The organism is Amycolatopsis sp. NPDC045836, from assembly GCF_056431745.1.
The window spans coordinates 32341-58562 of record NZ_JBWKKF010000033.1 but is presented as its reverse complement, the minus strand read 5'-3'; the positions used below and the strand labels follow the sequence as shown (position 1 = coordinate 58562).

25 protein-coding genes are annotated in these 26222 nt (G+C 70.6%); 15 read left to right on the top strand and 10 right to left on the bottom strand.

All coding sequences use genetic code 11. The annotated features are described in order from the left end of the window. Positions 1 to 192: 192 nt before the first annotated feature. The 3 genes from aceE to AC07EG_RS37475 all read left to right on the top strand — a co-directional run bounded on the left by aceE (position 193) and on the right by AC07EG_RS37475 (position 6385). On the top strand, positions 193 to 3000 hold the full coding sequence (gene aceE / locus AC07EG_RS37485) for a pyruvate dehydrogenase (acetyl-transferring), homodimeric type (protein WP_478258018.1): 2808 nt from the start codon (positions 193 to 195) through the stop codon (positions 2998 to 3000). A 77-nt stretch (positions 3001 to 3077) separates the two neighbouring features. Continuing rightward, complete coding sequence (locus AC07EG_RS37480) at positions 3078 to 4289, top strand: alpha-hydroxy acid oxidase (protein ID WP_478258017.1); 1212 nt, start codon at positions 3078 to 3080, stop codon at positions 4287 to 4289. Between the two features lie 485 nt (positions 4290 to 4774). Then, entirely contained in the window at positions 4775 to 6385 is a 1611-nt protein-coding gene (locus AC07EG_RS37475) for an L-lactate permease (protein WP_478258016.1), read from the top strand. On the opposite strand, the gene AC07EG_RS37470 is transcribed toward AC07EG_RS37475, so the two are convergent. From AC07EG_RS37470 to AC07EG_RS37460, 3 genes are all read right to left on the bottom strand, one after another. Further along, positions 6366 to 7001, bottom strand: coding sequence for a nicotinamide mononucleotide transporter family protein (locus tag AC07EG_RS37470; protein WP_478258015.1), 636 nt, complete (start codon positions 6999 to 7001; stop codon positions 6366 to 6368). The genes AC07EG_RS37475 and AC07EG_RS37470 overlap by 20 nt on opposite strands. A 160-nt stretch (positions 7002 to 7161) precedes the next feature. Continuing rightward, the gene (locus AC07EG_RS37465; protein ID WP_478258014.1) at positions 7162 to 7929 is read right to left on the bottom strand and encodes a membrane protein; all 768 of its coding nucleotides are present in this window, start codon (positions 7927 to 7929) and stop codon (positions 7162 to 7164) included. A gap of 265 nt (positions 7930 to 8194) precedes the next feature. Then, the gene (locus AC07EG_RS37460; RefSeq protein WP_478258013.1) at positions 8195 to 8353 is read right to left on the bottom strand and encodes a hypothetical protein; all 159 of its coding nucleotides are present in this window, start codon (positions 8351 to 8353) and stop codon (positions 8195 to 8197) included. Positions 8354 to 8446: 93 nt separating this feature from the next. Between AC07EG_RS37460 and AC07EG_RS37455 the strand changes: the two genes are divergently transcribed. The 7 genes from AC07EG_RS37455 (at position 8447) to AC07EG_RS37425 (ending at position 14474) form a co-directional block, all read left to right on the top strand. Beyond that, positions 8447 to 9379 carry an SPFH domain-containing protein gene (locus AC07EG_RS37455; RefSeq protein ID WP_478258012.1) on the top strand — a complete coding sequence of 311 codons (933 nt, stop codon included), beginning with the start codon at positions 8447 to 8449 and terminating at the stop codon, positions 9377 to 9379. 4 nt (positions 9380 to 9383) lie between these two features. Then, positions 9384 to 9605, top strand: coding sequence for a type II toxin-antitoxin system antitoxin (locus tag AC07EG_RS37450; RefSeq protein WP_478258031.1), 222 nt, complete (start codon positions 9384 to 9386; stop codon positions 9603 to 9605). A 17-nt stretch (positions 9606 to 9622) separates the two neighbouring features. After that, positions 9623 to 10837 (top strand): PucR family transcriptional regulator, encoded by a 1215-nt coding sequence (locus AC07EG_RS37445; protein WP_478258011.1) that lies wholly within the window; start codon positions 9623 to 9625, stop codon positions 10835 to 10837. A gap of 158 nt (positions 10838 to 10995) precedes the next feature. Then, complete coding sequence (locus AC07EG_RS37440) at positions 10996 to 11919, top strand: ACP S-malonyltransferase (protein ID WP_478258010.1); 924 nt, start codon at positions 10996 to 10998, stop codon at positions 11917 to 11919. Beyond that, complete coding sequence (locus AC07EG_RS37435) at positions 11916 to 12899, top strand: beta-ketoacyl-ACP synthase III (protein ID WP_478258009.1); 984 nt, start codon at positions 11916 to 11918, stop codon at positions 12897 to 12899. The genes AC07EG_RS37440 and AC07EG_RS37435 overlap by 4 nt, the downstream gene beginning before the upstream one ends. Before the next feature lie 64 nt (positions 12900 to 12963). Further along, a complete protein-coding gene (locus AC07EG_RS37430) occupies positions 12964 to 13209 on the top strand; it encodes an acyl carrier protein (protein WP_478258008.1) in 246 nt (81 codons plus the stop codon). A gap of 32 nt (positions 13210 to 13241) precedes the next feature. After that, complete coding sequence (locus AC07EG_RS37425; protein WP_478258007.1) at positions 13242 to 14474, top strand: beta-ketoacyl-[acyl-carrier-protein] synthase family protein; 1233 nt, start codon at positions 13242 to 13244, stop codon at positions 14472 to 14474. Between the two features lie 65 nt (positions 14475 to 14539). Here the strand turns inward: AC07EG_RS37425 and AC07EG_RS37420 are convergent, their stop codons facing one another. Both AC07EG_RS37420 and AC07EG_RS37415 read right to left on the bottom strand, forming a co-directional pair. Beyond that, positions 14540 to 15142, bottom strand: coding sequence for a hypothetical protein (locus AC07EG_RS37420; protein WP_478258006.1), 603 nt, complete (start codon positions 15140 to 15142; stop codon positions 14540 to 14542). A gap of 21 nt (positions 15143 to 15163) precedes the next feature. Next, complete coding sequence (locus tag AC07EG_RS37415; protein ID WP_478258005.1) at positions 15164 to 15667, bottom strand: DUF3145 domain-containing protein; 504 nt, start codon at positions 15665 to 15667, stop codon at positions 15164 to 15166. A gap of 223 nt (positions 15668 to 15890) precedes the next feature. Between AC07EG_RS37415 and AC07EG_RS37410 the strand changes: the two genes are divergently transcribed. Further along, the gene (locus AC07EG_RS37410; protein ID WP_478258004.1) at positions 15891 to 17534 is read left to right on the top strand and encodes a hypothetical protein; all 1644 of its coding nucleotides are present in this window, start codon (positions 15891 to 15893) and stop codon (positions 17532 to 17534) included. A gap of 7 nt (positions 17535 to 17541) precedes the next feature. On the opposite strand, the gene AC07EG_RS37405 is transcribed toward AC07EG_RS37410, so the two are convergent. Next, positions 17542 to 18933: a dihydrolipoyl dehydrogenase family protein gene (locus AC07EG_RS37405; RefSeq protein WP_478258003.1), complete on the bottom strand. Its 1392-nt coding sequence runs from the start codon at positions 18931 to 18933 to the stop codon at positions 17542 to 17544. Positions 18934 to 18960: 27 nt separating this feature from the next. Here AC07EG_RS37405 and AC07EG_RS37400 point away from each other — a divergent pair, with 27 nt between their 5' ends. Then, a complete protein-coding gene (locus tag AC07EG_RS37400) occupies positions 18961 to 20076 on the top strand; it encodes an Lsr2 dimerization domain-containing protein (RefSeq protein WP_478258002.1) in 1116 nt (371 codons plus the stop codon). A 40-nt stretch (positions 20077 to 20116) separates the two neighbouring features. Here the strand turns inward: AC07EG_RS37400 and AC07EG_RS37395 are convergent, their stop codons facing one another. From AC07EG_RS37395 to AC07EG_RS37380, 4 genes are all read right to left on the bottom strand, one after another. After that, positions 20117 to 21499, bottom strand: coding sequence for an NAD(P)(+) transhydrogenase (Re/Si-specific) subunit beta (locus tag AC07EG_RS37395; protein ID WP_478258001.1), 1383 nt, complete (start codon positions 21497 to 21499; stop codon positions 20117 to 20119). Continuing rightward, a complete protein-coding gene (locus tag AC07EG_RS37390) occupies positions 21496 to 21792 on the bottom strand; it encodes an NAD(P) transhydrogenase subunit alpha part 2 (protein WP_478258000.1) in 297 nt (98 codons plus the stop codon). The genes AC07EG_RS37395 and AC07EG_RS37390 overlap by 4 nt, the downstream gene beginning before the upstream one ends. Then, positions 21792 to 22892 carry a Re/Si-specific NAD(P)(+) transhydrogenase subunit alpha gene (locus AC07EG_RS37385; RefSeq protein ID WP_478257999.1) on the bottom strand — a complete coding sequence of 367 codons (1101 nt, stop codon included), beginning with the start codon at positions 22890 to 22892 and terminating at the stop codon, positions 21792 to 21794. Before AC07EG_RS37385 ends, AC07EG_RS37390 begins: the two co-directional genes overlap by 1 nt. Positions 22893 to 23002: 110 nt before the next feature. Beyond that, entirely contained in the window at positions 23003 to 23629 is a 627-nt protein-coding gene (locus AC07EG_RS37380; RefSeq protein ID WP_478257998.1) for a TetR family transcriptional regulator, read from the bottom strand. Between the two features lie 123 nt (positions 23630 to 23752). On the opposite strand from AC07EG_RS37380, the gene AC07EG_RS37375 reads away from it, so the two are divergent. From AC07EG_RS37375 to AC07EG_RS37365, 3 genes are read left to right on the top strand one after another with little or no spacing between them, the layout of a single operon-like run. After that, complete coding sequence (locus AC07EG_RS37375; protein ID WP_478257997.1) at positions 23753 to 24826, top strand: ferredoxin reductase; 1074 nt, start codon at positions 23753 to 23755, stop codon at positions 24824 to 24826. 16 nt (positions 24827 to 24842) lie between these two features. Next, a complete protein-coding gene (locus tag AC07EG_RS37370; RefSeq protein WP_478257996.1) occupies positions 24843 to 25961 on the top strand; it encodes a fatty acid desaturase family protein in 1119 nt (372 codons plus the stop codon). 15 nt (positions 25962 to 25976) lie between these two features. Next, a complete protein-coding gene (locus tag AC07EG_RS37365) occupies positions 25977 to 26177 on the top strand; it encodes a hypothetical protein (protein ID WP_478257995.1) in 201 nt (66 codons plus the stop codon). Positions 26178 to 26222 lie beyond the last annotated feature (45 nt).

The window sequence follows — 26222 nt, the reverse complement described above, 5'->3', positions numbered from 1 at the left end:
CCTAGGGTGGGTGGCAGTCGCGCGCGCGATACACCCGCAGGCGGGAGGCACCCTGCACGGGTCCGCGGACGTTACCGCTCAGTAGCGGTGACGCGGGCCGCACGAGCGACGACGATGGCACACGCGGCGAAAACAACTCACGCCGGCCACGGAACCAGGCAACAGCGGAAACAAGTACGGCGAGGAGAACCCTTGGCCCCCCCAAGCAATGAGGCCGGGAGCGGCAACGCCTCCGGTTCGGCGGCCCCGGCGCGGGTGCGCGTCATCCGTGACGGGCTGGCCGCGCACCTGCCCGACATCGACCCGGAGGAGACCGCCGAATGGCTGGACTCCTTCGACGCGGCACTGGCCAGGGGCGGTCAGCAGCGCGCGCGCTACCTGATGCTGCGGGTGCTGGAGCGCGCCCGTGAGCGCAACATCGGCGTACCCCCGCTGACGGCCACGGACTACGTCAACACCATCCCCACCGAAAACGAGCCGTGGTTCCCCGGCGACGAGGAACTCGAGCGCCGCTACCGGGCCTACATCCGGTGGAACGCGGCGATCATGGTGCACCGGGCGCAGCGGCCGGGGGTGAGCGTCGGCGGGCACATCTCCACCTACGCCTCCTCCGCCGCGCTCTACGAGGTGGGCTTCAACCACTTCTTCCGCGGCAAGGACCACTCGGGCGGCGGCGACCAGATCTACATCCAGGGGCACGCCTCCCCGGGTGTCTACGCCCGCGCGTTCCTCGAGGGCAGGCTGACCGAGCAGCAGCTCGACGGCTTCCGCCAGGAGTACTCGCACGCCGGCGAGGGCGGCGGCCTGCCGTCGTACCCGCACCCGCGGCTGATGCCGGACTTCTGGGAGTTCCCCACGGTGTCCATGGGCCTCGGCCCGATGAACGCGATCTACCAGGCCCGGTTCAACCGGTACCTGCGCGACCGCGGCATCAAGGACACCAGCGACCAGCACGTCTGGGCCTTCCTCGGCGACGGCGAGATGGACGAGCCGGAGTCGCGCGGGCTGATCCACGTGGCCGCGGGCGAGGGCCTGGACAACCTGACCTTCGTGATCAACTGCAACCTGCAGCGGCTCGACGGGCCGGTCCGCGGGAACGGCAAGATCATCCAGGAGCTGGAGTCGTACTTCCGCGGTGCCGGCTGGAACGTGATCAAGGTCATCTGGGGCCGCGAGTGGGACTCGCTGCTGCACGGCGACCGCGACGGCGCGCTGATCAACCTGATGAACACCACCCCGGACGGGGACTTCCAGACCTACAAGGCCAACGACGGCGCGTTCGTCCGCGAGCACTTCTTCGGCCGCGACCCGCGGACGAAGGAGCTGGTCAAGGACCTCTCCGACGCCGACATCTGGAACCTCAAGCGCGGTGGGCACGACTACCGCAAGGTCTACGCGGCGTACAAGGCGGCGCTGGAGCACCACGGCCAGCCGACGGTGATCCTGGCGCACACCATCAAGGGCTACGGCCTCGGCCCGGCGTTCGAGGGCCGCAACGCCACGCACCAGATGAAGAAGCTCACGCTGGACGACCTCAAGCTGTTCCGCGACTCGCAGCGGATCCCGATCAGCGACGAGGAACTCGAGCGCGACCCGAAGCTGCCGCCGTACTACCACCCGGGTGAGGACTCGCCGGAGATCGAGTACCTGCTCAGCAGGCGGCGCACGCTCGGCGGCTTCCTGCCGGAGCGCCGCGGCAAGGCCAAGGCGCTGGTGCTGCCCGGCGACAAGGTCTACGAGGGCATCCGCAAGGGCTCCGGCAAGCAGGAGGTGGCCACCACGATGGCCATCGTCCGGCTGATCCGCGAGCTGGCCAAGGACGGCGAGATCGGCAAGCGGATCGTGCCGATCATCCCGGACGAGGCCCGCACCTTCGGCCTGGACTCGATGTTCCCGACGGCGAAGATCTACAACCCGCACGGGCAGACCTACACCTCGGTCGACGCCAAGCTGATGCTGGCGTACAAGGAGTCCGAGCAGGGCCAGCTGCTGCACGAGGGCATCAACGAGGCGGGCTCGACGGCCTCGTTCACCGCGGTCGGCACCTCGTACGCCACGCACGGCGAGCCGATGATCCCGATCTACATCTTCTACTCGATGTTCGGGTTCCAGCGGACCGGCGACGGGCTGTACGCGGCCGCCGACCAGATGACCCGCGGGTTCGTGCTGGGTGCCACGGCCGGTCGCACCACGCTGACCGGTGAGGGCCTGCAGCACGCCGACGGGCACTCGCTGCTGCTCGCCTCGACGAACCCGGCGGTGGTCGCCTACGACCCGGCTTACTCGTTCGAGATCGCGCACATCGTCAAGGACGGGCTCCGCCGGATGTACGGCGAGACCGGCCCGGACGGCAGCGGGGAGAACATCTTCTACTACCTGACCATCTACAACGAGCCGTACCAGCAGCCCGCCGAGCCGGCGGACCTCGACGTGGACGGGCTGCTCAAGGGCCTGTACCGGTACGCCGAGGCGCCGGGCGGAGACGGGCCGGAGGCGCAGATCCTGGTCTCCGGCGTGACCATGCCGGACGCGCTCAAGGCGCAGGGCATGCTCGCCGAGGAGTGGGGCGTGCGGGCCGCGGTGTGGTCGGCCACCTCGTGGACCGAGCTGCGCCGCGAAGCGGTGGAGGTCGACCGGGACAACCTGCTGTTCCCCGGCAGTTCGCCGCGGGTGCCCTACGTCACCGAGGCGCTGCGGGGCGCCGAAGGTCCCGTGGTGGCGGTGTCCGACTGGATGCGGTCGGTGCCGGACCTGATCCGCCCGTGGGTCCCCGGCGACATGCTGACCCTGGGCACCGACGGGTTCGGCTTCTCCGACACCCGCCCGGCCGCCCGGCGGCACTTCCTGGTCGACGCCGAGTCGATCGTGGTCGGCACGCTGACCGCGCTGGCCCGGCAGGGCAAGGTGGACCAGGCCAAGGTGGTCGAGGCGGCGCGCAAGTACCGCATCGACGACGTCACCGCGGCCGGTCCGCAGACCTCGGACGCTGGGAACGCCTGACCCGAGGTGCTACAAAGGGCCCCGGCAGACATCTGATGTCTGCCGGGGCCTTCTGCTCGGGAAAGGGAGATGATCGCGTGACGAAGCGCCGCCTGCCGCGTCCGGCCGAACTGGCCGAGATCCTGCGCCCGAAGCCGTTCGTGCTCAACCCGACCGAGCGCAGGCTGGCCAGTGCGCACACGATCGCCGACCTGCGCACCATCGCGCGCCGGCGCAGCCCGCGGGCGGTGTTCGACTACACCGACGGCGCGGCCGAGCTGGAGGACAGCCTGCTCCGCGCGCGGCAGGCGTACCGGCGGGTGGAGTTCCAGCCGCACGTGCTGCGTGATGTGTCCGAAGTGGACACCTCGACGGAGATCCTCGGCAAGCGGTCCGCGCTGCCGTTCGCCTTCGCCCCCACCGGGTTCACGCGGATGATGAACCACGAGGGCGAGCCGGCGGTGGCCAGGGTCGCCGAGCGGGCGGGTATCCCGTACGCGTTGTCGACCATGGGGACCACGTCGATCGAAGCCGTCGCCGAGGCGGCCCCGGATGCGCGGAAGTGGTTCCAGCTCTACGTCTGGCGCGACCGCGAAGCGGGCAAGGACCTGGTGCAGCGCGCCGGCGAGTGCGGGTACGACACGCTCCTGCTGACCGTGGACGTGCCGGTCGGCGGGGCGCGGATGCGGGACGTGCGCAACGGCCTGACCATTCCGCCCGCGCTGACCCTGAAGACCTTCGCCGACGGGGCGCTGCACCCGGCGTGGTGGTTCAACCTGCTCACCACCGAGCCGCTCACCTTCGCGTCGCTGACCTCGTGGAACGGCACCGTCGCGGAACTGCTGAACGCGCTGTTCGACCCGGCGCTGAACTTCGACGACCTGGTCTGGCTGCGGGAGCTGTGGCCGGGGAAGCTGGTGGTCAAGGGCATCCAGAACCCGGCGGACGCGCGGGAGGTGGTCAAGCTCGGGGCGGACGCGGTGATCGTGTCGAACCACGGCGGCCGCCAGCTCGACCGCGCCCCGACACCGCTCGAAATGCTGCCGCGGGTGCTCGACGCCGTCGAGGGCGGTGGTGAGGTGTGGCTGGACGGCGGCATTCTCTCCGGCGCCGACATCGTCGCCGCCATCGCGAACGGCGCCGACGCCTGCCTGGTCGGCCGGGCCTACCTGTACGGCCTGATGGCCGGTGGCGAACGCGGGGTGCAGCGGGCACTGGAAATCCTGCAGACCGAGATCGTGCGGACCCTGCGCCTGCTCGGGGTGCGGAACCTCGGCGAATTGACCAGGCAGCACGCCCTCATCCGCTGACCGGGTCCCTGGAACCCCAGATTCGCTTGTCGGATTGTTCAACAATCCTCCAAGCAAATGACAGGACGAGCGACTGGGAACTCCAAGGATCATGCCGCACGCGGCCCTGGTGGATTGTTCAACAATCCTCCGGGCGGACGATGGGACGAGCAATCAGAGCCACCGGGGAACGGTGCCGTGTACTTCTGTGGGATTGTTCAACAATCCTCTAAGAGAACCGGGTGAGCCCACTGGGAACGCGTCAACAAGACGCTCAGCACGTGCTTCACCCAGAAGGCTCGCAAGCGAAGAGCCGCGCGTTCATGGACTTGGAGGATCGACCCCACGCCCTCCCGTCGGATTGTTCAACAATCCCACAGGAGTACGTCGGGAAAATTTACGAGCCGGAACGCCACCCTTGACGATCCGCCAAAACGTGACCAAGATCTCCGCCAGTCGGCGAAAGTCTGTTTTCACGATGCGAAATCGGTGAAAAGAGGTCCGAGGTGTTCGTCCAGGAACTCGCCCCGCTCGGCTCGCTCGCCCTGTCCGCGCTCGTCGCCGCCCTGCCGTTGGCCACCGTGCTCGTGCTGCTCGGCGCGGTCCGGCTCAAGGCGCACTGGGCCGGGCTGATCGGGCTCGCGGTGGCCGCCGTGGTCGCGGTCGCGGTGTTCGGCATGCCGGTCGGCCAGGCCCTCTCCGGCGCGGTCCAGGGCGCGGCCTTCGGCCTGTTCCCCATCCTGTGGATCGTGGTCAACGCCCTCTGGATCTACCGGCTCACCGTGCGCACCGGGCACTTCGACGTGCTGCGCCGGTCGTTCGGCCGGATCTCCGACGACCCGCGCATCCAGGCGCTGATCATCGCGTTCTGCTTCGGCGGGCTGATGGAGGCGCTGGCCGGGTTCGGCGCACCCGTGGCCATCTCCACGGTGATGCTGGTGGCACTGGGCTTCGCGCCGGTGAAGGCGGCGATCGTGGCGCTGGTGGCCAACACCGCGCCGGTCGCGTTCGGCGCGATGGGCACCCCCGTGGTCACGCTCGCGCAGGTCACCGGCCTGCCGCTGGAGAGCGTGTCGTCGATCGTCGGGCGTCAGACGCCGTTGCTGGCGGTGGTCGTGCCGTTGTTGCTGGTGCTGATCGTGGACGGCCGTCGCGGCCTCCGCGAGACCTGGGTCCCGGCGCTGACCTGCGGGCTCGCGTTCGGCTTCGTGCAGTTCCTGGCGTCGAACTTCGTCTCGGCGCAGCTGGCCGACATCGGGGCCGCGCTCGCCGGGGTCGCCGCCGTGGTGCTGGTGCCGTCGGCGCGGAAACCGGCACGGGCGGAGGTCCGCGCGGCCGTGCTCACCGGATCGGCCACCGAGTCCTTCGACGGCCGCGACGAACGCGGTGACGTGGTCAAGGCCTACGCGCCCTACCTGCTGATCATCGCCATCTTCTCGATCGGGCAGCTGCCGCCGGTGAAGAAGCTGCTGGACTCGGCCACCTGGAAGTTCGACTGGCCCTTCCTGGACGTGGTCGCGCCGAACGGCAAACCCGTCTCCGGCAACACCTTCAGCCTGCCGCTGCTGAACACCGGCGGCACCCTGGTGCTGCTCGCCGGGATCGTCACCGCGGTGGTGCTGAAGGTGAGGCTCGGGGACACCGCCCGCGAGTGGGGCGCGACCGTGCACGAACTGCGGTTCGCCGTCCTGACCGTGACCAGCGTGCTGGCGCTGGCGTACGTGATGAACCTGTCCGGGCAGACCACCACCATCGGCAACCTGATCGCCGGGGCCGGTGGCGCGCTGGCCTTCCTCTCCCCCATCCTCGGCTGGTTCGGCGTGGCGGTCTCCGGCTCGGACACCTCGGCGAACGCGTTGTTCGGCGCCCTGCAGGTGACCGCGGCGAACCAGGCGGGCTTCTCCCCCGACCTGCTGGCCTCGGCGAACAGCTCGGGCGGGGTGCTCGGCAAGATGATCTCCCCGCAGAACCTGACCATCGCCTGCGCGGCGGCGCAGCTGACCGGCCAGGAGGGCAACCTGCTGCGGAAGGTGCTGCCGTGGAGCCTCGGGCTGCTGCTGGTGATGTGCTTGATCGTGGCCGGTCAGGCCGGTTTCCTCAGCTGGATGCTGCCGTGAGCCGGTCGGCGAGGACCTGCTTGGCGGTGCGGTTCCAGCTCCACCAGCCGTGCACCACCAGCACCGCGAACACCAGGTAGACCGCGGCGGAGAACCACAGCCCGGAGGCGATCTGCAGCGGCACGCCGACCGCGTCGACCACCAGCCACACCAGCCAGAACTCGACCAGGCCGAGCCCCTGCGCGGCGAAGGCGACCAGGGTGCCGATGAAGATGGCGGCGTCCGGCCACGGCGCCCACGAGGCACCGAGCAGGTGGAGCACCAGGGCCATCGCGGCGGTGCCCGCGGCGAGCGCGCCGAGCAGGACCAGCCGTTCGGTGCGGCTGCCCTTGCGGACCACCACGCCGTAGACCGGGTCGCGGCGGCGGGTCCACGCCCACCAGCCGTAGACGGAGATGGCCAGGATCGCCACCTGCCTGCTCGCCAGCCCGCCCAGGTGCGCGGAGAGGTAGACGGCGAACAGCAGCACGGTCGCGCCCACCTGCACCGGCCAGGTCCACAGGGTGCGGCGTTGCGCCAGGAAAACCACCGCGAGCGCGCACAACTGCCCGGCCAGTTCGGCGATGGAAACCCACTGGCCGAAAACGGTCAGCCCGTGGTTCAGCAAGAAGTCCACCCCGTGCTCCTTCCGTCACCGCACCCAACATGCTCCTCCCACGCCGCATTCCCAAGTGCCTTGTGAGGGGGTAGACACGAATGTGGCCTCCGGGCGCAACGCCTCGGAAGCCACATTCGTGTCGCGAGTTCCGCGACGGTTCCGGATCAGCTGGTCGGGGTCAGCGTTCCGGTTGCTCGATGCCCGCGGGCGGGGTCGGGGCGTCGGTGGCGGTGGTGCGGCCGCTGGCGTGCCTGGCCCCGCCGTCGGCCCCGCCGGAACCGCCGCCGAACTGCGCCTGCAGGCCGTCCAGCCAGCCTTCCCAGCGTTGCTGCGCCGGTTTGACCAGGCCGCCGCCGAAGCCCACCACGATCACCCCGCCGACGGTGGCCAGCACGGTCACCAGCACCGGCGTGGTCACCGTGGTGGCGATGTCGATCTGGTTCAGCGCCGCGATCACCCCGAAGGCCAGGATCAGGTATTGGGCGAGGCCGGCCACCAGCCCGCTCGCCCGGCGGCCGGCCAGCGCGCCGGCGATCAGGTCGCGCACCGCCTTCCCGATGGCCGCGGCCACGACCAGCAGCACGATCGCCACCGCGATCCGCGGCAGGAACGCGATCACGTCGTTGAGCAACTGGCTCACCGGGTTGGCCTCACCGAATACGCCGAACGCCAGCTGCAGCGCGATCAGCAGAATGAAGTAGTACACCAGCTTCGAGATGATGCCGGTGGCGTCGACATTGGCTTTCTTGAGCATCCCGGAGAGGCCGGTTTTCTCGACGAGTTTGCCGAAACCGAGCTTGCCGAGCACCAGGCTGAGCGCTTTTGCCACGGCTTTGGCGATGAGCCAGCCGATCAGCAGGATGATCAGGAAACCGATCAATTTCGGGACGAACGTGGCCACCAGGTTCCACGCCTGCCCCAACCCGTCTTTGAGCTGCTCACCCACAGTGCCCTCCTCGCTCCTCCGGCGAACTCCGCTTTCGGCAAGCCTTGAACACCGGCCAGGCGGCGGCAACTCGGCGTGGGCACGATCGGGTGAGACCAGTGGCGCGAACAGAAAAGTCAGGCCATAGTTGAACTACCGGTGGGGACCGGGGAGACGAGGCCGCTCGGCGCAGCGTAAAACGCAGGCGCCGGGCGGCCTCGAGTTATTTCGGGGTCCTCCCGCGCGGCCGGGGCCGAGTGTTTTTCACCTTTCTTTCAGCCCGCGTTCAGCAGCGCGCCGCGGTCAGTGCCAACTCGGTCACCAAGCGCCACACCAGTCCCGGCCCGCCCGGTTCGGCGAAGACCAGCTTCGCCACCGTCACCGCGCAGGCGGCCAGCACGATCAGCAGCGCGTCCCCCACCACGGCCGTCCGCGTCGGAACCATGCCATCACCCCTGCCCTCGACTGCTATTAAAGTGATATCACTATGCTAGGCTTCGACGCGGGGCACAAGCCCGAGGCAGCAGGAGGACGGAAGATGACCAGCGAAGTTCTGGAGCAGGTGGAGATGCCGACCCCGCAGACGCGGGAGCGCGAGGTCCGGGCGGTGAACGGCTACCCGATGTTCGCCGTGTCCGCGGCCGGGGTGCTCGGCGGGCTGGCGCTGGCCGGGTTCGGTCTGGTGCAGGTGATCGACGGCAGCCGGGGCCTCGGGGTGGCGATGCTCGTGCTCGGCGCGCTGGTTTTCCTCACCGGCGGTGTGCTCGGCCTCGGCCTGACCCCGGTCGCCCCCGGTGAGGCGCGGGTGATCCAGTTCCTCGGCCGCTACACCGGCACCCTGCGCAACGACGGGCTGCAGTGGGTCAACCCGTTCACCGACCGGCACCGGGTCTCCACCCGGATCCGCAACCACGAGACCGCGGTCGCCAAGGTCAACGACGCCGACGGCAACCCGATCGAGATCGCCGCGGTGGTGGTCTGGCAGGTCGCCGACACCGCGCAGGCGATGTTCGAGGTGGACGACTTCGTCGAGTTCGTCGGCATCCAGACCGAGACCGCGATCCGGCACATCGCCAACAACTACCCCTACGACGCGCACGGCCAGGACAGCCTTTCCCTGCGGGACAACGCCGACGAGATCACCGAGAAGCTCTCGGCGGAGATCGGCGCCCGGGTGGCGTCGGCGGGGGTGGACGTGATCGAATCGCGGATCACGCACCTGGCCTACGCGCCGGAGATCGCCCAGGCCATGCTGCGGCGCCAGCAGGCGGGTGCGGTGGTGGCGGCCAGGCAGCGCATCGTCGAGGGCGCGGTCGGCATGGTCGAGATGGCACTGGACCGGCTCGCCGCGCACGACGTGGTGGAACTGGACGAGGAGCGCAAGGCGGCGATGGTGAGCAACCTGCTGGTGGTGCTGGTCGGCGATCGCGACACCCAGCCGGTGGTCAACGCCGGGACCCTCTACCAGTAGGCCACTGGTGACCGAACGCAAGAAGGTCCTGCTGCGGCTCGATCCCGCCGTGCACGACGCCATCGCCCGCTGGGCCGGGGACGAGCTGCGCAGCACCAACGCGCAGATCGAGTTCCTGCTCCGGCAGGCGCTGGCCGACGCCGGCCGGTTGCCGGGCAACGCGGGCCGGATGCGGCCGAGGGGTCGACCGCGCAAGTCGGAGCCGGACGGCGGCGGCGCGGACTGAACTACGATCTGGGCACCATGACCGCACCCACCCCCCGCCGTCACGTCGAGAAGCGGCACGGCCTGTCCGCGAAGACGCTGCGCCGCCTCGAACGCGCATCGGGCAGGCTGGCCGCGGCCAGCGTGGCCGCGATGGAGGAGCGGTTGCCCTGGTTCGGCCGGATGTCGGCCGACCAGCGGGCCAGTGTGCTGCTGATCACCCAGTCCGGGGTGGCCGGGTTCGTCGGCTGGCTGCGGGATTCGCAGGAAGCGCTGAAGTTCACCACCGACGCCTTCCGCGGGGCCCCGGCCGAGCTCTCGCGCTGGCTGAGCCTGCGGCAGGCGGTCGGCCTGGTCCGGCTGGCGATCGAGGTGTTCGAGGAGCAGCTGCCCGAATTCGCCGCCGACGACAGCGAACGCGCCGCGCTGACCGAGGCGATCCTGCGCTACGGCCGGGAAATCGCCTTCGCCGCGGCCAATTCCTACGCCGCCGCGGCGGAGGCCCGCGGGGCGTGGGACGCGCGGCTGGAAGCGCTGGTGGTCGACGGCATCGTGCGTGGGGACGCCGAGGAGTCGGTGCTCTCCCGGTCCTCCGCCCTCGGCTGGGAACAGGCGGCCGAGGCGACCGTGCTGGTCGGCACCCCGGCGTCGGACGACCCGCCCGCCGTGGTGTTCGACGTGCGCAGCCGGGCGGCCCGGATCGGCCGCCCGGTGCTGCTCAGCGTGCAGGGCTCGCGGCTGGTCGTGGTGGTGGCCGGGCCGACCGAGGGCGGGCCGAAGGAACGCGAGGTGCTGGCGAAGCTGGCCACCGCCTTCGCCGACGGCCCGGTGGTCGCCGGGCCGACCGTGCCGAGCCTGGCCGAGGCGCACACCAGTGCCGTCGAGGCGTTGTCCGGCCTGCGCGCGGTGGTCGGCTGGCCGGGCGCGCCCCGGCCGGCGCGGTCGTGGGAGCTGCTGCCGGAACGCGCGCTGGCCGGTGACCCCGAAGCCGAACGCCAGCTGATCGAGGAGATCGCGCGCCCGCTCGAAGAAGCGGGCACCGCTCTGCTGCAGACGGTGGAAACCTATCTGGAAAGCGGCGGGGTGCTGGAGATCTGCGCCAGGACGCTGTTCGTGCACCCCAACACCGTGCGGTACCGGTTGCGCCGGGCGGCCGAGCTGACCGGGCGGCACGCGGCCGACCCGCGGGACGCGCTCGTGCTGCGCATCGCGCTGACCGTGGGCAGACTGGCCAGAGCCCGCGGGATTTGGTGACGCGGCTCACGAAAATTCTGCTCGAACCCGACAAGACATCGGGTTAACAGCGGGACATCCCCGCGTCACATTTGTAGGGTCTCCACAAATCCGGCGAGACGACTTGGTGAGCGGCGGCATGATAGGGAACGGGGCCTAGCGTGTTCCCTAGAGAGGTGATGACCGCCCTCCTCGCGCCCGGACAGGGCTCCCAGGCCCCCGGCATGTTCACGCCATGGCTCGAGTTCGACGGTGCGCGCGAACTCGTCCAGCGCTGGTCCGACCGCGTCGGCCTGGACCTGGTCCGGCTCGGCACCGAGGCGGACGCCGACGAGATCCAGGACACCGCCATCGCGCAGCCGCTGATCGTCGCGCTGGCCCTGCTGGCCGGCCGGCAGCTGGAGGCGCGTGGCCTGGTGGCCGCGGACGCGCCGGTGGCCGGGCACTCGGTCGGCGAACTGGCCGCCGCCGCGATCGCCGGGGTGTTCCCGGCGGAGGAGGCGGTCGCGCTGGCCGCCGTGCGCGGCGCCGAGATGGCCAAGGCGTGCGAGGCCGAGCCCACCGGCATGGCGGCGGTCATGCTGGGCGAGCCCGAAGCCGTGGTGGCCTGGCTGACCGAGCAGGGACTCACCCCCGCCAACCAGAACGGCGCCGGCCAGATCGTGGCCTCCGGTGCCGCGGCCGCGATCCAGAAGATCGTCGCCGAACCGCTGGCGGGCACGAAGGTGCGCGCGCTCAAGGTGGCCGGCGCCTTCCACACCCACTACATGGCCCCGGCCGAGGCCGCGGTGCGCGAGCACGCCGGTGGGATCCCCACCGCCGACCCGGTCCGCCCGCTGCTGTCCAACGCGGACGGCACCGTGGTGACCAGCGGCGCGGAGTACCTGGAGCGGCTGATCACCCAGGTGACCAGCCCGGTGCGGTGGGACCTGACGATGCAGGGCCTGGCCGGGCTCGGTGTCACCCGTACCGTGGAACTCCCGCCGGCCGGCACGCTGACCGGATTGGTCAAGCGCCAGCTCAAGGGCACCGTGACCAGCCCCATCGCGCTCAAGACGCCGGGTGATCTGGCGAAACTGAGCGACCAGGAGGACACCGAATGAGCCAGCGCCCCGCGCTGCGACTACCGCAAGGTTCCACCGCCAGCCGCATCCTCGGCGTCGGCAGCTACCAGCCGGAGCGGGTCGTCACCAACGACGACCTGTCCCAGCTGATGGACACCAGCGACCAGTGGATCCGCGACCGGGTCGGCATCGTCGAGCGCCGGTTCGCCGAGAAGGACGAGCTGCTGGTGGACATGGCGGTCACCGCCGGTTCCCGGGCGGTGGCCGACGCCGGTCTCGATCCGTCCGAAGTGGACACCCTGATCCTGCCCAACTGCACCATGCCGACGCTGATCCCGAACGCGGCCGCCCAGGTGGCCGAGCGGATCGGTGCGTCGAAGGCGGGTGCGTTCGACCTGAACGCCGCCTGCGCCGGGTTCTGCTACGGCCTCGGCGTGGCGTCCGACCTGATCCGGGCGGGTTCGGCCAAGCACGTGCTGGTGATCGGCGCGGAGAAGCTGACCGACTCGGTGGACCCGACCGACCGCGCCAACGCGATCATCTTCGCCGACGGCGCCGGTGCCGCGGTGGTCGGCCCGTCCGACGAGCCGCGCATCGGGCCGGTCGCCTGGGGCAGCGCGGGCGACCTGGTGCACACCATCTACATGCGTGACGAGAAGTACATCTACCAGGAGGGCCAGGCGGTCTTCCGGTGGGCGACCACGCAGATCGCGCCGATCGCCCTGCGCGCGCTGGAGGTCGCCGGACTGCAACCGTCCGATGTGGACGTGCTGATCCCGCACCAGGCCAACCTGCGCATCGTCGAGGCGATCGCGAAGAAGCTGCGGGCCAAGGGGGCCCGCGAGGACATGGTGGTCGCCGACGACATCCGCTACAGCGGCAACACCTCCTCCGCCTCGATCCCGCTCGCGCTGGACCACATGCGCACCGCGGGCACGGTCAAGAGCGGTGACGTGGTACTCATGGTCGGGTTCGGGGCCGGGCTCTCGTACGCCGGCCAGGTTGTCATCTGCCCGTAACCCCCAGCACCCCGGCCGGGCACCGGCCGGAAACAAACCTCAGGTAAACAGGAAAGGGATAGCAGTGGCTGACAAAGAAGAGATCCTGTCCGGTCTGGCCGAGATCGTCGAAGAGGTGGCCGGGGTGGCCCAGGACGACGTGAGCGCCGACAAGTCCTTTGTGGACGACCTGGACATCGACTCGCTGTCCATGGTGGAGATCGCCGTGCAGGCCGAGGACAAGTTCGGCGTCAAGATCCCGGACGACGAGCTGGCGAACCTCAAGACCGTCGGCGACGCCGTGAACTACGTCGCCTCGAACTCGAAGTAACACCTGCCGGTGCCGACCTCGGGGAGTAACCGATGAGCAACAACGACGTCGTGATCACCGGGCTGGGCGCGACCACGCCCCTCGGCGGAGACGTCGCGTCCACCTGGGACGGTCTGCTGACCGGCCGCAGCGGGGTCTCCACCCTGCACGCCGAATGGGTCGAGAAGTTCGGCCTGCCGGTGAAGATCGCCGCCCAGCTCGCGGTCGAGCCCACCGAGGTGCTGCCGAGGGTGCAGGCCCGCAGGCTGGACCGCAGCGAGCAGGTCGCGGTGATCGCGGCTCGCCAGGCGTGGGCGGATGCCGGGCACAACGAGGACACCGTCGAACCCGAACGGCTCGCCGTCGTGGTCGGCACCGGTATCGGCGGCGCGAACACGCTGCTCGACCAAGATGATCTGCTGGAGACCACCGGGCTGCGCAAGGTTTCGCCGCTGACCGTGCCGATGCTCATGCCGAACGGGCCCGCGGCCCACGTCGGCCTGGAGCTGAAGGCCAGGGCCGGTGTGCACGCGCCGGTGTCGGCCTGCGCCTCGGGGGCCGAGGGGCTGGCCTGGGGCTGGCGCATGCTCAAGACCGGTGAAGCCGACGTGGTGGTGGCCGGTGGCGCCGAGGCGTGCATCGCGGCGATCACCATGGCCGGGTTCGCCCAGGCCCGCACGATGAGCACCCGCAACGACGACCCCGAGCGCGCGTCGCGCCCGTGGGACGTCAACCGCGACGGGTTCGTGCTCGGCGAGGGCGCCGGCATCATGGTGCTGGAGCGCGAGGAGTTCGCGAAGGCCCGCGGCGCGAAGATCTACGGCAGGCTGGCCGGGATCGGCACCAGCGCCGACTCCTACCACATCACCGGACCGGACCCGGAGGGCACCGGGCAGGCGCGGGCGATCACCGCGGCCCTGCGCTCGGCCGGGCTGGACCCGAAGGACGTCGACCACGTCAACGCGCACGCCACCTCCACCCCGGCCGGGGACGTCGGGGAAACCGTGGCCGTGCGCAAGGCGATCGGCGAGCACCCGGTGCTGACCGCGCCGAAGGGCGCGCTGGGGCACCTGCTGGGTGCCGCCGGTGCGGTCGAGGCGATCGCCACCGTGCTGTCCATCCGGGACGGTGTCATCCCGCCCACGCTGAACCTGGAGAACCAGGACCCGGGTGTGGTGCAGGAAATCGCGGCCGGTGAACCGCGGAAGATGGACATCCGGGCCGCGATCAGCGACTCGTTCGGCTTCGGCGGCCACAACGTCGCCTTGGCCTTCACCCCCGCGTAGGGATTGTTCGTTCCGGATGGGGCCGTCGCCGACCTGGTGACGGCCCCATCCGCGTGTCCGGCCGCTCAGGTGCAGCGCTGGTGCATGGGCGTGGTGCCCAGCGGGACCGTGTCCAGTTTCCACACGCCGTTCTCCAGCACCATCGGCAGGGTCAGGTGCCAGCGGATGCACGGTTCCTGCAGGTCGACGGGGCCGTCCTCCGGGTCCTGGGTGCTCGTGAAACCGAGCAGCGAATGCAGTTGCCGGCCGTCGCCCGTGGCCTCGATGCGGTAGACCAGGATGCTGCCGTCACGCGTCGAGGTGTAGTCGGCTTCCCATTCCGCCTTGGACTTCGCCTGCGCGCGTTCCTTGGTCACCGTGGTCTTCCACAGTTCGTAGTTGCGCGCGTTGATGGCGTCGAAGTAGTTCTGCAGCAGGGCGCGCACCCCGTCGGCGTGCGGGTGCGCGGCCGCGTCCGGGGTCATCTCCACGGCAGGCGAGCCCGGTTGCTGTTCGGGCGCCAGCGAAGTCGAGGTGGGCGTGGCGATCACACCGGCGTCGGCGGCGGCGTCCGGCTTGCGGTAGACCTCCCTGGCGAGCAACCCGCCACCGACGGTCAGCGAGACGACCACGATCAGCGCGGGCACCAGCCAGCGGCCGCGGGCGGGAACGAGTGGCGAAGCTGGCACACCGGAAGGGTAGTAAACCCCCTACCCCACTTGGTGCAGCCAGGTCACCGGAGCGCCGTCACCGGCGTGCCGGAACGGTTCCAGCGCCTCGTCCCAGGCCGCGCCGAGCAGCTCGTCGAGCTTGTGCGCGAACTGCTCACCGGCCCGGCTGCGGGCCGCCAGGGCACGCAACTGGTCCTCGCCGACGACGATGTCGCCGTTGGCGCTGGTGCGGCCGTGCCACAGGCCGATCACCGGCGCGTAGCAGAACCGCTCGCCGTCGACACCCGGGCTGGGCTCTTCGACGACCTCGAAGCGCAGCATCGGCCACGCCTTCAGCGCGGACGCCAGCCTCGCGGCCGTGCCCGCCGGTGCGCGCCAGGAAACCTCGGTGCGCAACTGCCCCGCGGCGGCGGGCTGGGCCGTCCACCGCAGGTCTGCTCGGCCACCCAGGGTGCCCGAAATCGCCCACTCGACGTGCGGGCACACCGCAGACGGCGACGAGTGGACGTACACCACGCCACGGGTGTTTCCACGGGTGCTCACTGGTGACCTCCGCTGCTCGACGAGATGCGTCTTCCCCTACGACCTCTCGAACCCCGGCGGCCCACTCGTGACGCGCTGCGCACATTGTGCACCTCATCCATGCCTTTTGGCCACATGAACCACAGAAGTCGCAGTGAGATCACCGCCAAGGGGTGCCCGGCCGCCCCGGCCGACCCGCTACCGTGTGCTGCGGCAGCACGGCGAAGCACTGGGAGGGACCGGCATGCGGCTCGTCCGCCTGGCACAGCAGCCCTCCCGGGTGGCCGACGACATCCGGGCCGCACTGGCCTCGCTCGGCCGCGGCAACACCGTGGTCGGCGGGGTGGCGTTGATCGGGGTCACGCCGCCCGGTTCCGCCCAGCCGGTGGACGCCGTGGTCCTGCTCCCGCGTGGCGTGCTCATCGTAGTGGGTGTCGACCTCCCCGACCCGGCGATGCGGCTGCACGCCCCGCTCACCGCCCAGTGGAAGGCCGACGGCTGGCCGCTGGTCGGCACCGAGCAGGCGGTCAACCCGGCCACCGAAGCACTGGCCACCTCCGAGAAGATCGCGCGCCACCTGCGTGAAACCGAGCCGTCGACCACCACGATCGGCACCATCGTGGCCGTCGGGCCCTACGTCGAGACGGTCGACCAGCCACCGGCTGACCTGGCGGGTTCGGTCCGGGTGCTGCACCCGACGCCGACCGCCATGCTCGCCGCCACCGTTTCGCTGGCCTCGGCGGCTCAGCCGAGCACGGTGGCCCAGGCCCGCGCGATGCTCGCCGCGCTGGCCGAAAACGCGCCGGCGCTGAGCGACGAGGTGCTGGCCGCCGAGGGTTTCGCCCGGGTGATCCCGGCCGAGCCGGAGAAGACCGAGCCGGTGGACCCGCTCAGCGTCATCCCGCCGACCGTGCCCGCCGAACACCCGCCGGCGAAGGCGAAGCGGGTGCGCAAGGCGCCGACGACGCCAGCGGTCGCCGTGGTGGCTCCGCCGCGCCCGATCCAGCCACCGCAAGCACCGCAGCAGGCCGCATCGCCGCAGGTGCAGGCGCCGCAGCCACCAGCTCCGGCACAGCAGGCATCGCAGCAGGCTCAGCCCCCAGCCCTGGTTTCGCAGGCACCGCAGCAGGCCCAGGTGCTGCCAGCCCGGCAGCAGGTTCAGCCGCAGCAAACGGCACCGCCGCAAGGGCAGCAGCAGGGGGCGTCGCAGCAAGGGCAGCAGCCGGGGCGGGGCTCGGCGTCGGTGCGGGCGGCGCTCAAGTTGCCCAAGCTGCCGCCGTTGCGGAAGGACGGCAAGCCGGTGCGCTGGCTGCCCTACGCCGCCATCGGCCTGCTCCTGGTGCTGCTCGTCGCGGCCATCTCGGTGGCGGCGAGCCAGGACGGCGGCGAGACCGCAGCGCCGGCACAGGGACCGACGCAGACCACCGCCGCCGCGCCGGGCGGGCAGAGCGTCGACGGCATGGGCTTCACCGAACTCGCCGCCGAATCGGGCACCCAGTGCACCCCGCACGCCTTCGGCGACACCAAGACCGTGCTGGAGACCACGCCCTGCTCACGCCTGCGCCGGGCCAGCTACGAGGTGGCGGTGGACGGCCGCCGCGCCGCGGTGACGCTGGCCGTGCTCGACTTTCCCGACGCGGAGCAGGCGGAGAAGTTCAAGCAGTTCGTCGACTTCCCCGGCAACGGCGGTATCACCGACCTCGCGGTGGAGACCGCGCGCTGGACCGGGCAGCCACCGACGTTCAGCGGGGCGGCCTACGCCAGTGCCGGCACGCAGTCCTCGGTGCTGATCGCGCAGGCGTGCTGGCTGGCCGGGCCGTCCACATCGGACGATCCCGGCCTCGCCAGGGCGGCCAGGGCCGGGCTGACCATGCCGCTGCCCGGCTGAGCACCGCCTACAGGCCGTACTCCTCCAGCATCCGGAGCCAGACCTCGCTGATCGTGGGATAGGCCGGTACGGCGTGCCACAGCCGCTTCAACGGCACCTCCCCGACGACGGCGATGGTGGCCGCGTGCAGCAGTTCCGCGACATCCGGGCCGGTGAACGTCACACCGAGGACGACCTCGCGTTCGGTGTCGACCACCATGCGCACCTTGCCCTGGTACCCGTCCGCGTGCAGCGACGAGCCGGCGACCGCGATGTCGAGGTCGACCACCCGGTGCGGTTTGCCGCTTTCGGCGTCGGTGAGGCCGACCGAGGCCACCTCGGGATCGGTGAAGACCACCTGCGGCACGGCGGTGTGGTCGGCCGTGCTGGCGTAGGGGCTCCACGGCTCCGGCGTGATCCGCTCGCCCTTCGCCCTGGCGGCGATCACGTCGCCGACCGCCCTGGCCTGGTACTTGCCCTGGTGGGTCAGCGGCGCGCGGCCGGTCACGTCGCCCGCGGCGTACAGCCAGTCTCCGTCCACACCGGACACCAGGCCGGAGTCGTCCACGGCCAGCGCGTCGCCGTCGGTCAGCCCGGCGGCGGCCAGGCCGAGGCCGTCGGTGGCCGGGCGGCGGCCGGTCGCGACCAGGAACTCGTCGGCGAGCACCTCGCCGCCGCCGGTCAGCTCGATCCGGATCACACCCTCCTTTTCGGACACCCGCTCGGCGCCGGAGCCGGTGTGCACCCGGACGCCGTCCGCCCGCAGGCCCTCGGCCACCAGGTCACCGGCGAACTCCGGGTACCGCGGCAGCGGGCGCGCGCCGGTGATGATCAGGTCGACCTGGGCGCCGAGCTTCGCGTACGCCTGCGCCATCTCCACGCCGACCACGCCGCCGCCGAGCACCGCCAGCCTGCCCGGCACGGTGCTCGCCGAGGTGGCCTCGCGGGACCCCCAGGTGCGCACGCCGTCGAGGCCGGGGATGGGCGGGGTGCGCGGCACGCTGCCGGTGCACACCACCACCGCGTGCCGGGCGCGCAGCACCCGGTCGCCGACGGTGACCTCGCGCTCGCCGGTGATCCTGCCCACGCCGCGCACCGGGGTGATGCCCGCGCCCTCGGCCCAGCTCACCTGACCGGCATCGTCCCAATGCGACGTGAACGAGTCGCGGCGGGCGAACACGGCGGCCGGGTCGACGCGGTCGCCGACCGGCACGCCCGGCAGCCTGGCCGCCGCGGCGAGCGCGATTCCCGGCCGCAGCAACGCCTTGCTGGGCATGCACGCCCAGTAGGAGCACTCGCCACCGAACCGTTCGGACTCCACCAGCGCGGCGGTCAGCCCACCGCGCACCGCACGGGCGGCGACGTTCTCGCCCACCGGGCCGCCGCCGATAACGACGACGTCATAACCGTTGTCTGCCATGGGTGCCAGCGCACACCAGGCGGGGCTGTGGCGCAAGCAGGACACTCCGCACCGGCGGGTATCCTCGCTGGCGAGTTCTACGACGAGCACTGGGAGCACTTCGTGGCCAGGAACACCGCGGTCCAACTGCTGGACGACATCACGGGCGAACCCGCCGAGGAAACGGTGCGGTTCGAGCTGGACGGGGTGACCTACGACATCGACCTGTCCGGGGAGAACGCGGACCGGCTGCGGGAGATCCTCGACCCGTTCGTGCGCAACGGGCGCCGCACCGGCGGGCGGAAGAAGGTGGTGCGGCGGCGCACCGCGAAGAAGGCCGCCGCGAAGGGCCGGGCCACGAAGGCCGCGGCTGCGGCTCCCGCTCCCCCTGCCGCTGCCGCGAAGAAGGCCGCCCCGAAGAGGGCGGCCAAGAAGGCCACGACCGAGAAGGCCGCCGAAAAGACCACCGCCGCGAAGACCACTGCGGCGAAAGCCACCGCCGAGAAGGCCACTTCCGCCAGGAAGACCGCTCCGGCGAAGACCACCGCCGAAAAGACCACTCCGGCGAAAGCCACCGTCGAGAAGGCCACCTCCGCCAGGAAAACCGCCCCGGCGAAGACCACCGCCGAGAAGACCGCTGCCGCTGGAAAGACCACTTCCGCGGGAAAGGGCACTGCGGCGAAGGCCACCGCCGGTAGGTCCGCAGCCGGAAAGGCCACGGCCGAGAAGGCTCCTGCGGCCGAGAAGACCACCACCGGGAAAGCCGGAACGGAAAAGGCAGCCGCGAAGCCCGTGAGCGAGAAGGCCACCGACACCAAGCCCGCGGCCGAAAAGGCCACCACGGCCAAGTCCGCGGCCGAGGCCACTTCCGCCGAAAAGCCCGCTGCCGAAAAAGCCACCACCGCGAAAGCCAACGCAGCCGCGAAGCCCGCAACCGAGAAGACCACTACGGCGAAAGCCAACACGGCTGAGAAGCCCGCTGCCGAAAAGGGCACCACCGCGGCGAAGAAGCCCGCCAGGAAGGCGCCCGCCAAGAAGACCACCTCGGCTGCCAAGTCCGGCACCACCGCGACCGCCAAGGCCACGCCCGCCGCGGCCAAGAGCGCGCCCGTGAAGAAGGCGCCGCGGAAGGTGCCCGCCGTCACCTTCTCCGCCGCCGAATAACCCTCTGAACGGGGCTCCCCCGCACAAAGGGGAGCCCCGTTCACAACGTTTTCAGTTCCTCCACGATTTCGCCGACCGAGCTCTTCGCGTCCCCGAAGAGCATGCTCGTCCTGGTGTCGTAGAACAGGTCGTTGTCCACGCCCGCGAAACCCGAGTTCATCGAGCGCTTCAGCACGATCACCGAGCGGCTGGTGTTCACCTTCAGGATCGGCATCCCGTAGATCGGGGACGCCGGATCGGTTTCCGCCGCCGGGTTCACCACGTCGTTCGCGCCGATCACCAGTGCCACGTCGGTCTGCGGGAAGTCCGAGTTGATCTCGTCCATCTCCTTGAGCCGCTCGTAGGGCACGTCGGCTTCGGCGAGCAGCACGTTCATGTGCCCCGGCATCCGCCCGGCCACCGGGTGGATCGCGTAGGAGACCTGGATCCCCTTGCCCTCCAACAGGTCAGCCATCTCCCGCACGGCGTGCTGCGCCTGCGCCACGGCCATGCCGTACCCCGGCACGACCACCACCCGCCCGGCGTAGGCCATCTGGATCGCGGTGTCCGCCGCGCTGGTCGCGCGCACCGGCCGCTCCGGCCCCGACCGCCCACCGGCCACCGGCGCCCCGCCGAAGCCACCGGCCACGATCGCCGGGATGGACCGGTTCATCGCCTTGGCCATCAGGTTCGTCAGGATCGAGCCCGACGCGCCGACGATCATGCCCGCCACGATCAACGCGGTGTTGTCCAGCGCCAGCCCCATCGCCGCGGCCGACAGCCCGGTCAGCGCGTTGAGCAGCGAGATCACCACCGGCATGTCCGCGCCGCCGATCGGCAGCACCACCATCACCCCGAGCAACGCGGACGCCACCAGCAGCCCGGCGATCAGCCAGCCCGAGCCCGACCCCACCGCGATCGCCACCCCGCAGCCGAGCGCGACCAGCAACAGCAACAGGTTCAGCGGTTGCTGGAGCCTGCCCACCGAGACCGGCCGCCCGGTGATCAACTCCTGGAGCTTGCCGAAGGCGATGTTCGAACCCCAGAACGAGATCGAGCCGACCACCGCCGAGAACAGCGACGCGATCGCCACGTACGCGGGTTCGTGCGCGTAGCCGTCGGTGGTGTTGAACTCGACCCACGCGATCAACGCCACCGCACCACCGCCGACGCCGTTGAACAACGCCACCATCTGCGGCATCGCGGTCATCTTGACCTTGCGCGCGGCCGGCACGCCGACCAGCACGCCCAGCACCACGCCGAGCACGATCAGGCCCCAGTTGCCCATCCCGGGCGTGAGCAGCGTGGCGACCACCGCGAGCACCATGCCCGCGGCGGCGATCCAGTTGCCGCGCACGGCGGTCCGCGGGCCGGTCAGGCCCATCAGGCCGTAGACGAACAACGCGAACGCGACGATGTAGAGAACCGCGATGAGCTCGGTCACGCGTCCTCCTTCTCCGGGGCGCGCTTGCCCTTGAACATCGAGAGCATCCGGTCGGTCACCAGGAAGCCGCCGACCACGTTGATCGTGCCGAAGGCGATGGCCACCACCAGCAGGACCTTGTTCAGCACCCCGTCCACCCCGAGGCCGAGCACGATCAGCCCGCCCAGCAGCACGATGCCGTGGATGGCGTTCGTGCCCGACATCAGCGGGGTGTGCAGCGTGTTCGGCACCTTGGAGATCACCGCGAAGCCGAGGAAGCCCGCGAGCACCAGGATCGCCAGGTTCTGCAGCATCAGTCCCGTCCCTCCCCCGTGACGCAGGCCCCGGCGACCACTTCGTCGGAGAAGTCCAGCGCCAGCGCGCCTTCGTCGTTCACCAGCAAGCCGAGCAGTTCGGTCAGGTTGCGCGAGTACAGCTCGCTCGCGTGCACCGGCATCCCGGCGGGCAGGTTCAGCGGTGAGCTGATCGTCACCCCGTGCCGCACCACGTCCTGCCCGGGTTCGGTCAGCTCGCAGTTGCCGCCGGACTCCCCGGCCAGGTCGACCACCACCCCGCCGTCCGGCATGCCGCGCACGGCTTCGGCGGTGACCAGCACCGGCGCCTGCCGCCCCGGCACCAGCGCGGTGGTGATCACCACGTCGAACCGGGTGATCGCCTCGGTGAGCCGCCGCTGCTGCTCGGCGCGTTCCTCGGCGGTCAGCTCGCGGGCGTAACCGCCTTCGCCGACCGCCTCGATGCCGAGGTCGAGCCACTGCGCGCCGACCGAGCGGACCTGGTCGGCGACCTCGGGCCGCACGTCGTAGCCGGTGGTCTGCGCCCCCAGCCGCCGGGCGGTGGCCAGTGCCTGCAACCCGGCCACCCCGGCGCCGAGCACCAGCACCTTCGCCGGGGGCACCGTGCCCGCGGCGGTGGTCAGCATCGGGAAGAACCGGGTCAGCCGTTCGGCGGCGAGCAGCACCGCGCGGTACCCGGCGACGCTGCTCTGCGAGGACAGCGCGTCCATCGCCTGCGCACGGGTGATCCGCGGGACGGCCTCCACCGCGAACGCGGTCACCCCGCCCTCGGCCAGCTCCTTGATGCGCTCCACATTGGACAGCGGGGCGAGGAAGCCGATCAGCACGGTGCCGGGGGCGAGGCGGGTCACCTCCACCGCGGTCGGTGGCGCGACCTTGAGCACCACGCTCGCCGACCAGGCCTCGCCGATCGCCGCCCCGGCCGCTTCGTAGTCACTGTCGGTGATCAGCGCGGCTTCACCGGCCCCGCGCTCGACGACCACCCGCAGCCCGCGGGCGACCAGCCGCTCGACCGCCTTCGGCACCAGCGCGACCCGGCGTTCACCAGGTAGCGACTCCTTCACCACGCCGACCGTCACCGGTCCGGACTCGGTCACCACGCGACCTCCTCGACAGCTGAGGATGAAGCTCCGACGAGCACGCGCGACCACACACTGTGCTCTGGATCACCTCAGGTGTAGCACACAGCGTGGCGTGATCGCTCCCGCCTTCAGGAGGTCCTTTGCCAATTCGGTACCCCGAGCACGATCAGCCGGAGCCGCTTTTCGGCCGTTCGCACCACCCTGGCGGTCGCCTCGGGGCCGTTCGCTTCGAGCAGTTCGAGCACGGTCGCCTGCATGGCGGTGACGATGAGTTCCGCCATCATGTGCAGGTCCTCGGTGTCCCACTCGCGCAGGTAGTCGAAGCGCGCGAGGTCCACGGCCAGTTCGGTGGAGAACAACTTCAGCTCCAGCCCGATCGCCGCGGGCACCGCGCCGGTGCCGGCGTAGCGCTCCCGGAGCAGGAACCGGAAGTGGTCGGCGTTCCCGCGAACGTGTTCTTCCAGCAACGAGACCGATGCGCGGATGACATCCTGGAACGGCCGCTGGTCGCGCCGAGCTGAGCGCAGCATGCCGCGCAGCGTCTGCATCGACTCCTCGACCAGCACCACGCCGAGTTCCTCCATCGACGCGAAGTGGCGGTAGAAGGCGGTCGGCACGATGCCGGCCGCCTTGGTGACCTCGCGCAGGCTGAGCGTGGCGAACACCCGGTCGGCCAGCAGGTTCAGCGCCCCGTCCAGCAGCGCGCGGCGGGTGCGCTGCTTGCGCTCGGAGCGGCTGACGGGTTCGGCGGTCACGAGCACGAGCCTATCCGGCCGTTCCCTATCGCCCACGTCACATCGGGGGGCGCTCACGTTGACATCCCGCGTCGGTGCTCCACACTGTTCAGTGTACAGATGTTCACTGAATGGAGAGGTGCCATGGGCAAGCTCGCTTCGGTCGCCGAGGCCCTGCTCACCCCCCACGGCGTGGACCGCTATCTGGAGCTCATCGATCCGATGCTGGTGCGGCGGGAGGTCCGGGGGCGGGTCACCGCCGTGCGGCGGCAGACTCCGTCCACGCTGACGCTGACGCTGCGCCCGAGCCGCGCCTGGCGGGGCTTCCAGGCCGGTCAGTACGTGCGCGTGACGGTCACCATCGACGGTGTCCGGCGCACCCGCTGCTACTCCCCCGCCTGCTCGCAGCACCGGGCCGACGGGCAGCTCGAGCTGACCGTCAAGGCCGTCGACGACGGCCTGGTCTCGGGTTACCTGCACCGCCACGCCGAGGTGGGCACGGTGCTCGGGCTCTCCGAGCCGGAGGGATCGTTCCGCCTGCCGGACCCGCGGCCCGAGCACGTGCTGCTGATCAGCGGCGGCAGCGGGATCACCCCGGTGCTGTCGATGCTGCGCACGCTGGCCGACGAGGACCACCCCGGCCGCGTCACGCTGCTGCACTACGAGAACGAGCCCGCGGATCTGCCCTACCGCGCCGAACTGGCCGAACTGGTGGCGGGCAGGCCCGATTTCCGGGTGCGGTTCGCCTGCACGATGACCGAGCGCGGCGGCGACCTGCACGGCTTCTTCTCCCGCGCGCACCTGGAGCAGGCAGCGCCGTGGTTCGGCGAGGCGGAGACCTTCCTGTGCGGCCCGGTGCCGCTGATGGACTCGGTGCGCAAGGAGTACGCCGACGAAGGTTTGGGTGAACGACTGCACACCGAGGAGTTCACCCCGCCCCCGCTGGCCGCCGAAGCGGGCGACAGCACCGGCCAGGTGCGCTTCACCCGCAGCGGCAAGGAGTTCGCCAACACCGGCAAACCGCTGCTGGAGCAGGCCGAGGACGCGGGCCTGCGCCCGGAGCACGGCTGCCGGATGGGCATCTGCTTCTCGTGCACCCAGCTGAAGACCAGCGGCCCGGTGCGGAACCTGCGCACCGGCGAGGTCTCGGCCGAGGACAACGAAGAAATCCAGCTGTGCATCTCCGCCCCCTGCGGGGACGTCGAGATCAACGCGTGACCGAAAGGACTCCGGAATGACTGGCTTGCAGGACCGGCTCACCCCCGAACAGGTCGAGGAGTTCGGCCGCGAACTGGACGCGCTGCGCCAGCGCGTCGTCGACGACCTCGGCCAGGAGGACGTCGACTACATCCACCAGCTGATCCGGACCCAGCGCGGCCTGGAGGTCGCCGGGCGGGCGCTGCTGTTCGCCGGCTTCTTCCCGCCTGCCTGGTTCGCCGGGGTCGGCGCGCTGTCGCTGGCGAAGATCCTGGACAACATGGAGATCGGGCACAACGTCATGCACGGCCAGTACGACTGGACCCGCGACCCGGCGCTCAGCTCGCAGAACTTCGAGTGGGACACGGTGGCGCCCTCGGACAACTGGCGCCACTCGCACAACTACATCCACCACACCTACACCAACATCCTCGACAAGGACCGCGACATCGGTTACGGCATCCTGCGGATGGACCCCGAGCAGAAGTGGCACCCGTACTACCTGGGCAACCCGGTCTACGCCACGCTGCTGGCGGTGCTGTTCCAGTGGGGCGTGATGCTGCACGACCTCGAGGTGGACCGGGTGCTCAGGGGTGAGCGCAAGTGGTCGGAGTTCAAGGAGGTCCGGGCGAAGATCGTGCGCAAGGCCGCGCGGCAGTTCGGCAAGGACTACGTGCTCTTCCCGCTGCTGACCGGGCCGATGGCGCCGCTGACCCTGCTCGGCAACGCCGGCGCGAACCTGATCCGCAACCTGTGGGCGTTCTCGATCATCTTCTGCGGGCACTTCCCGGCCGAGGTGGAGAGCTTCACCGAGGCCGAGACCGAGGAGGAGAACCGCGGCCAGTGGTACCTGCGGCAGATCCTCGGCTCGGCGAACATCACCGGCGGCAAGCTGTTCCACATCCTGTCCGGCAACCTCTCGCACCAGATCGAGCACCACCTGTTCCCGGACATCCCGGCGCGCCGGTACCCGAAGATCGCGCCGGAGGTCCGCGCCATCTGCGAGAAGTACGGCCTGCCCTACCACACCGGCCCGCTGCGCAAGCAGTTGTTCTCGGTGGCGCGCAAGATCGTGAAGCTGGCCCTGCCGGACCGGGAGCGGTCCGGCCCGTCGCCCACTACCGTGGTCGGTGACCGGCGACCAGTGGCGGCTTGAGGCGGGTACGAGGACATGGTGGGTCAGTTCGAAAGCGGCAAGGACACCGTGCAGGAGCTCACGGAGTCGGCCGCCACCCATATCGGCAACATCGCGACCATCATCACCGGCGCGGTGCGAGACATCGCCAGGGAGACCGGCGACTGGCTCACGGACGTGATCGAGATGCGCGAGGCGGCGGTGCGCGCCCGCGAGGACGACGAACTCCCGAAGTAGGGGGATAACCCGGTGGCCGGCCCACCGCCGGAAGGGGCAGTCTGG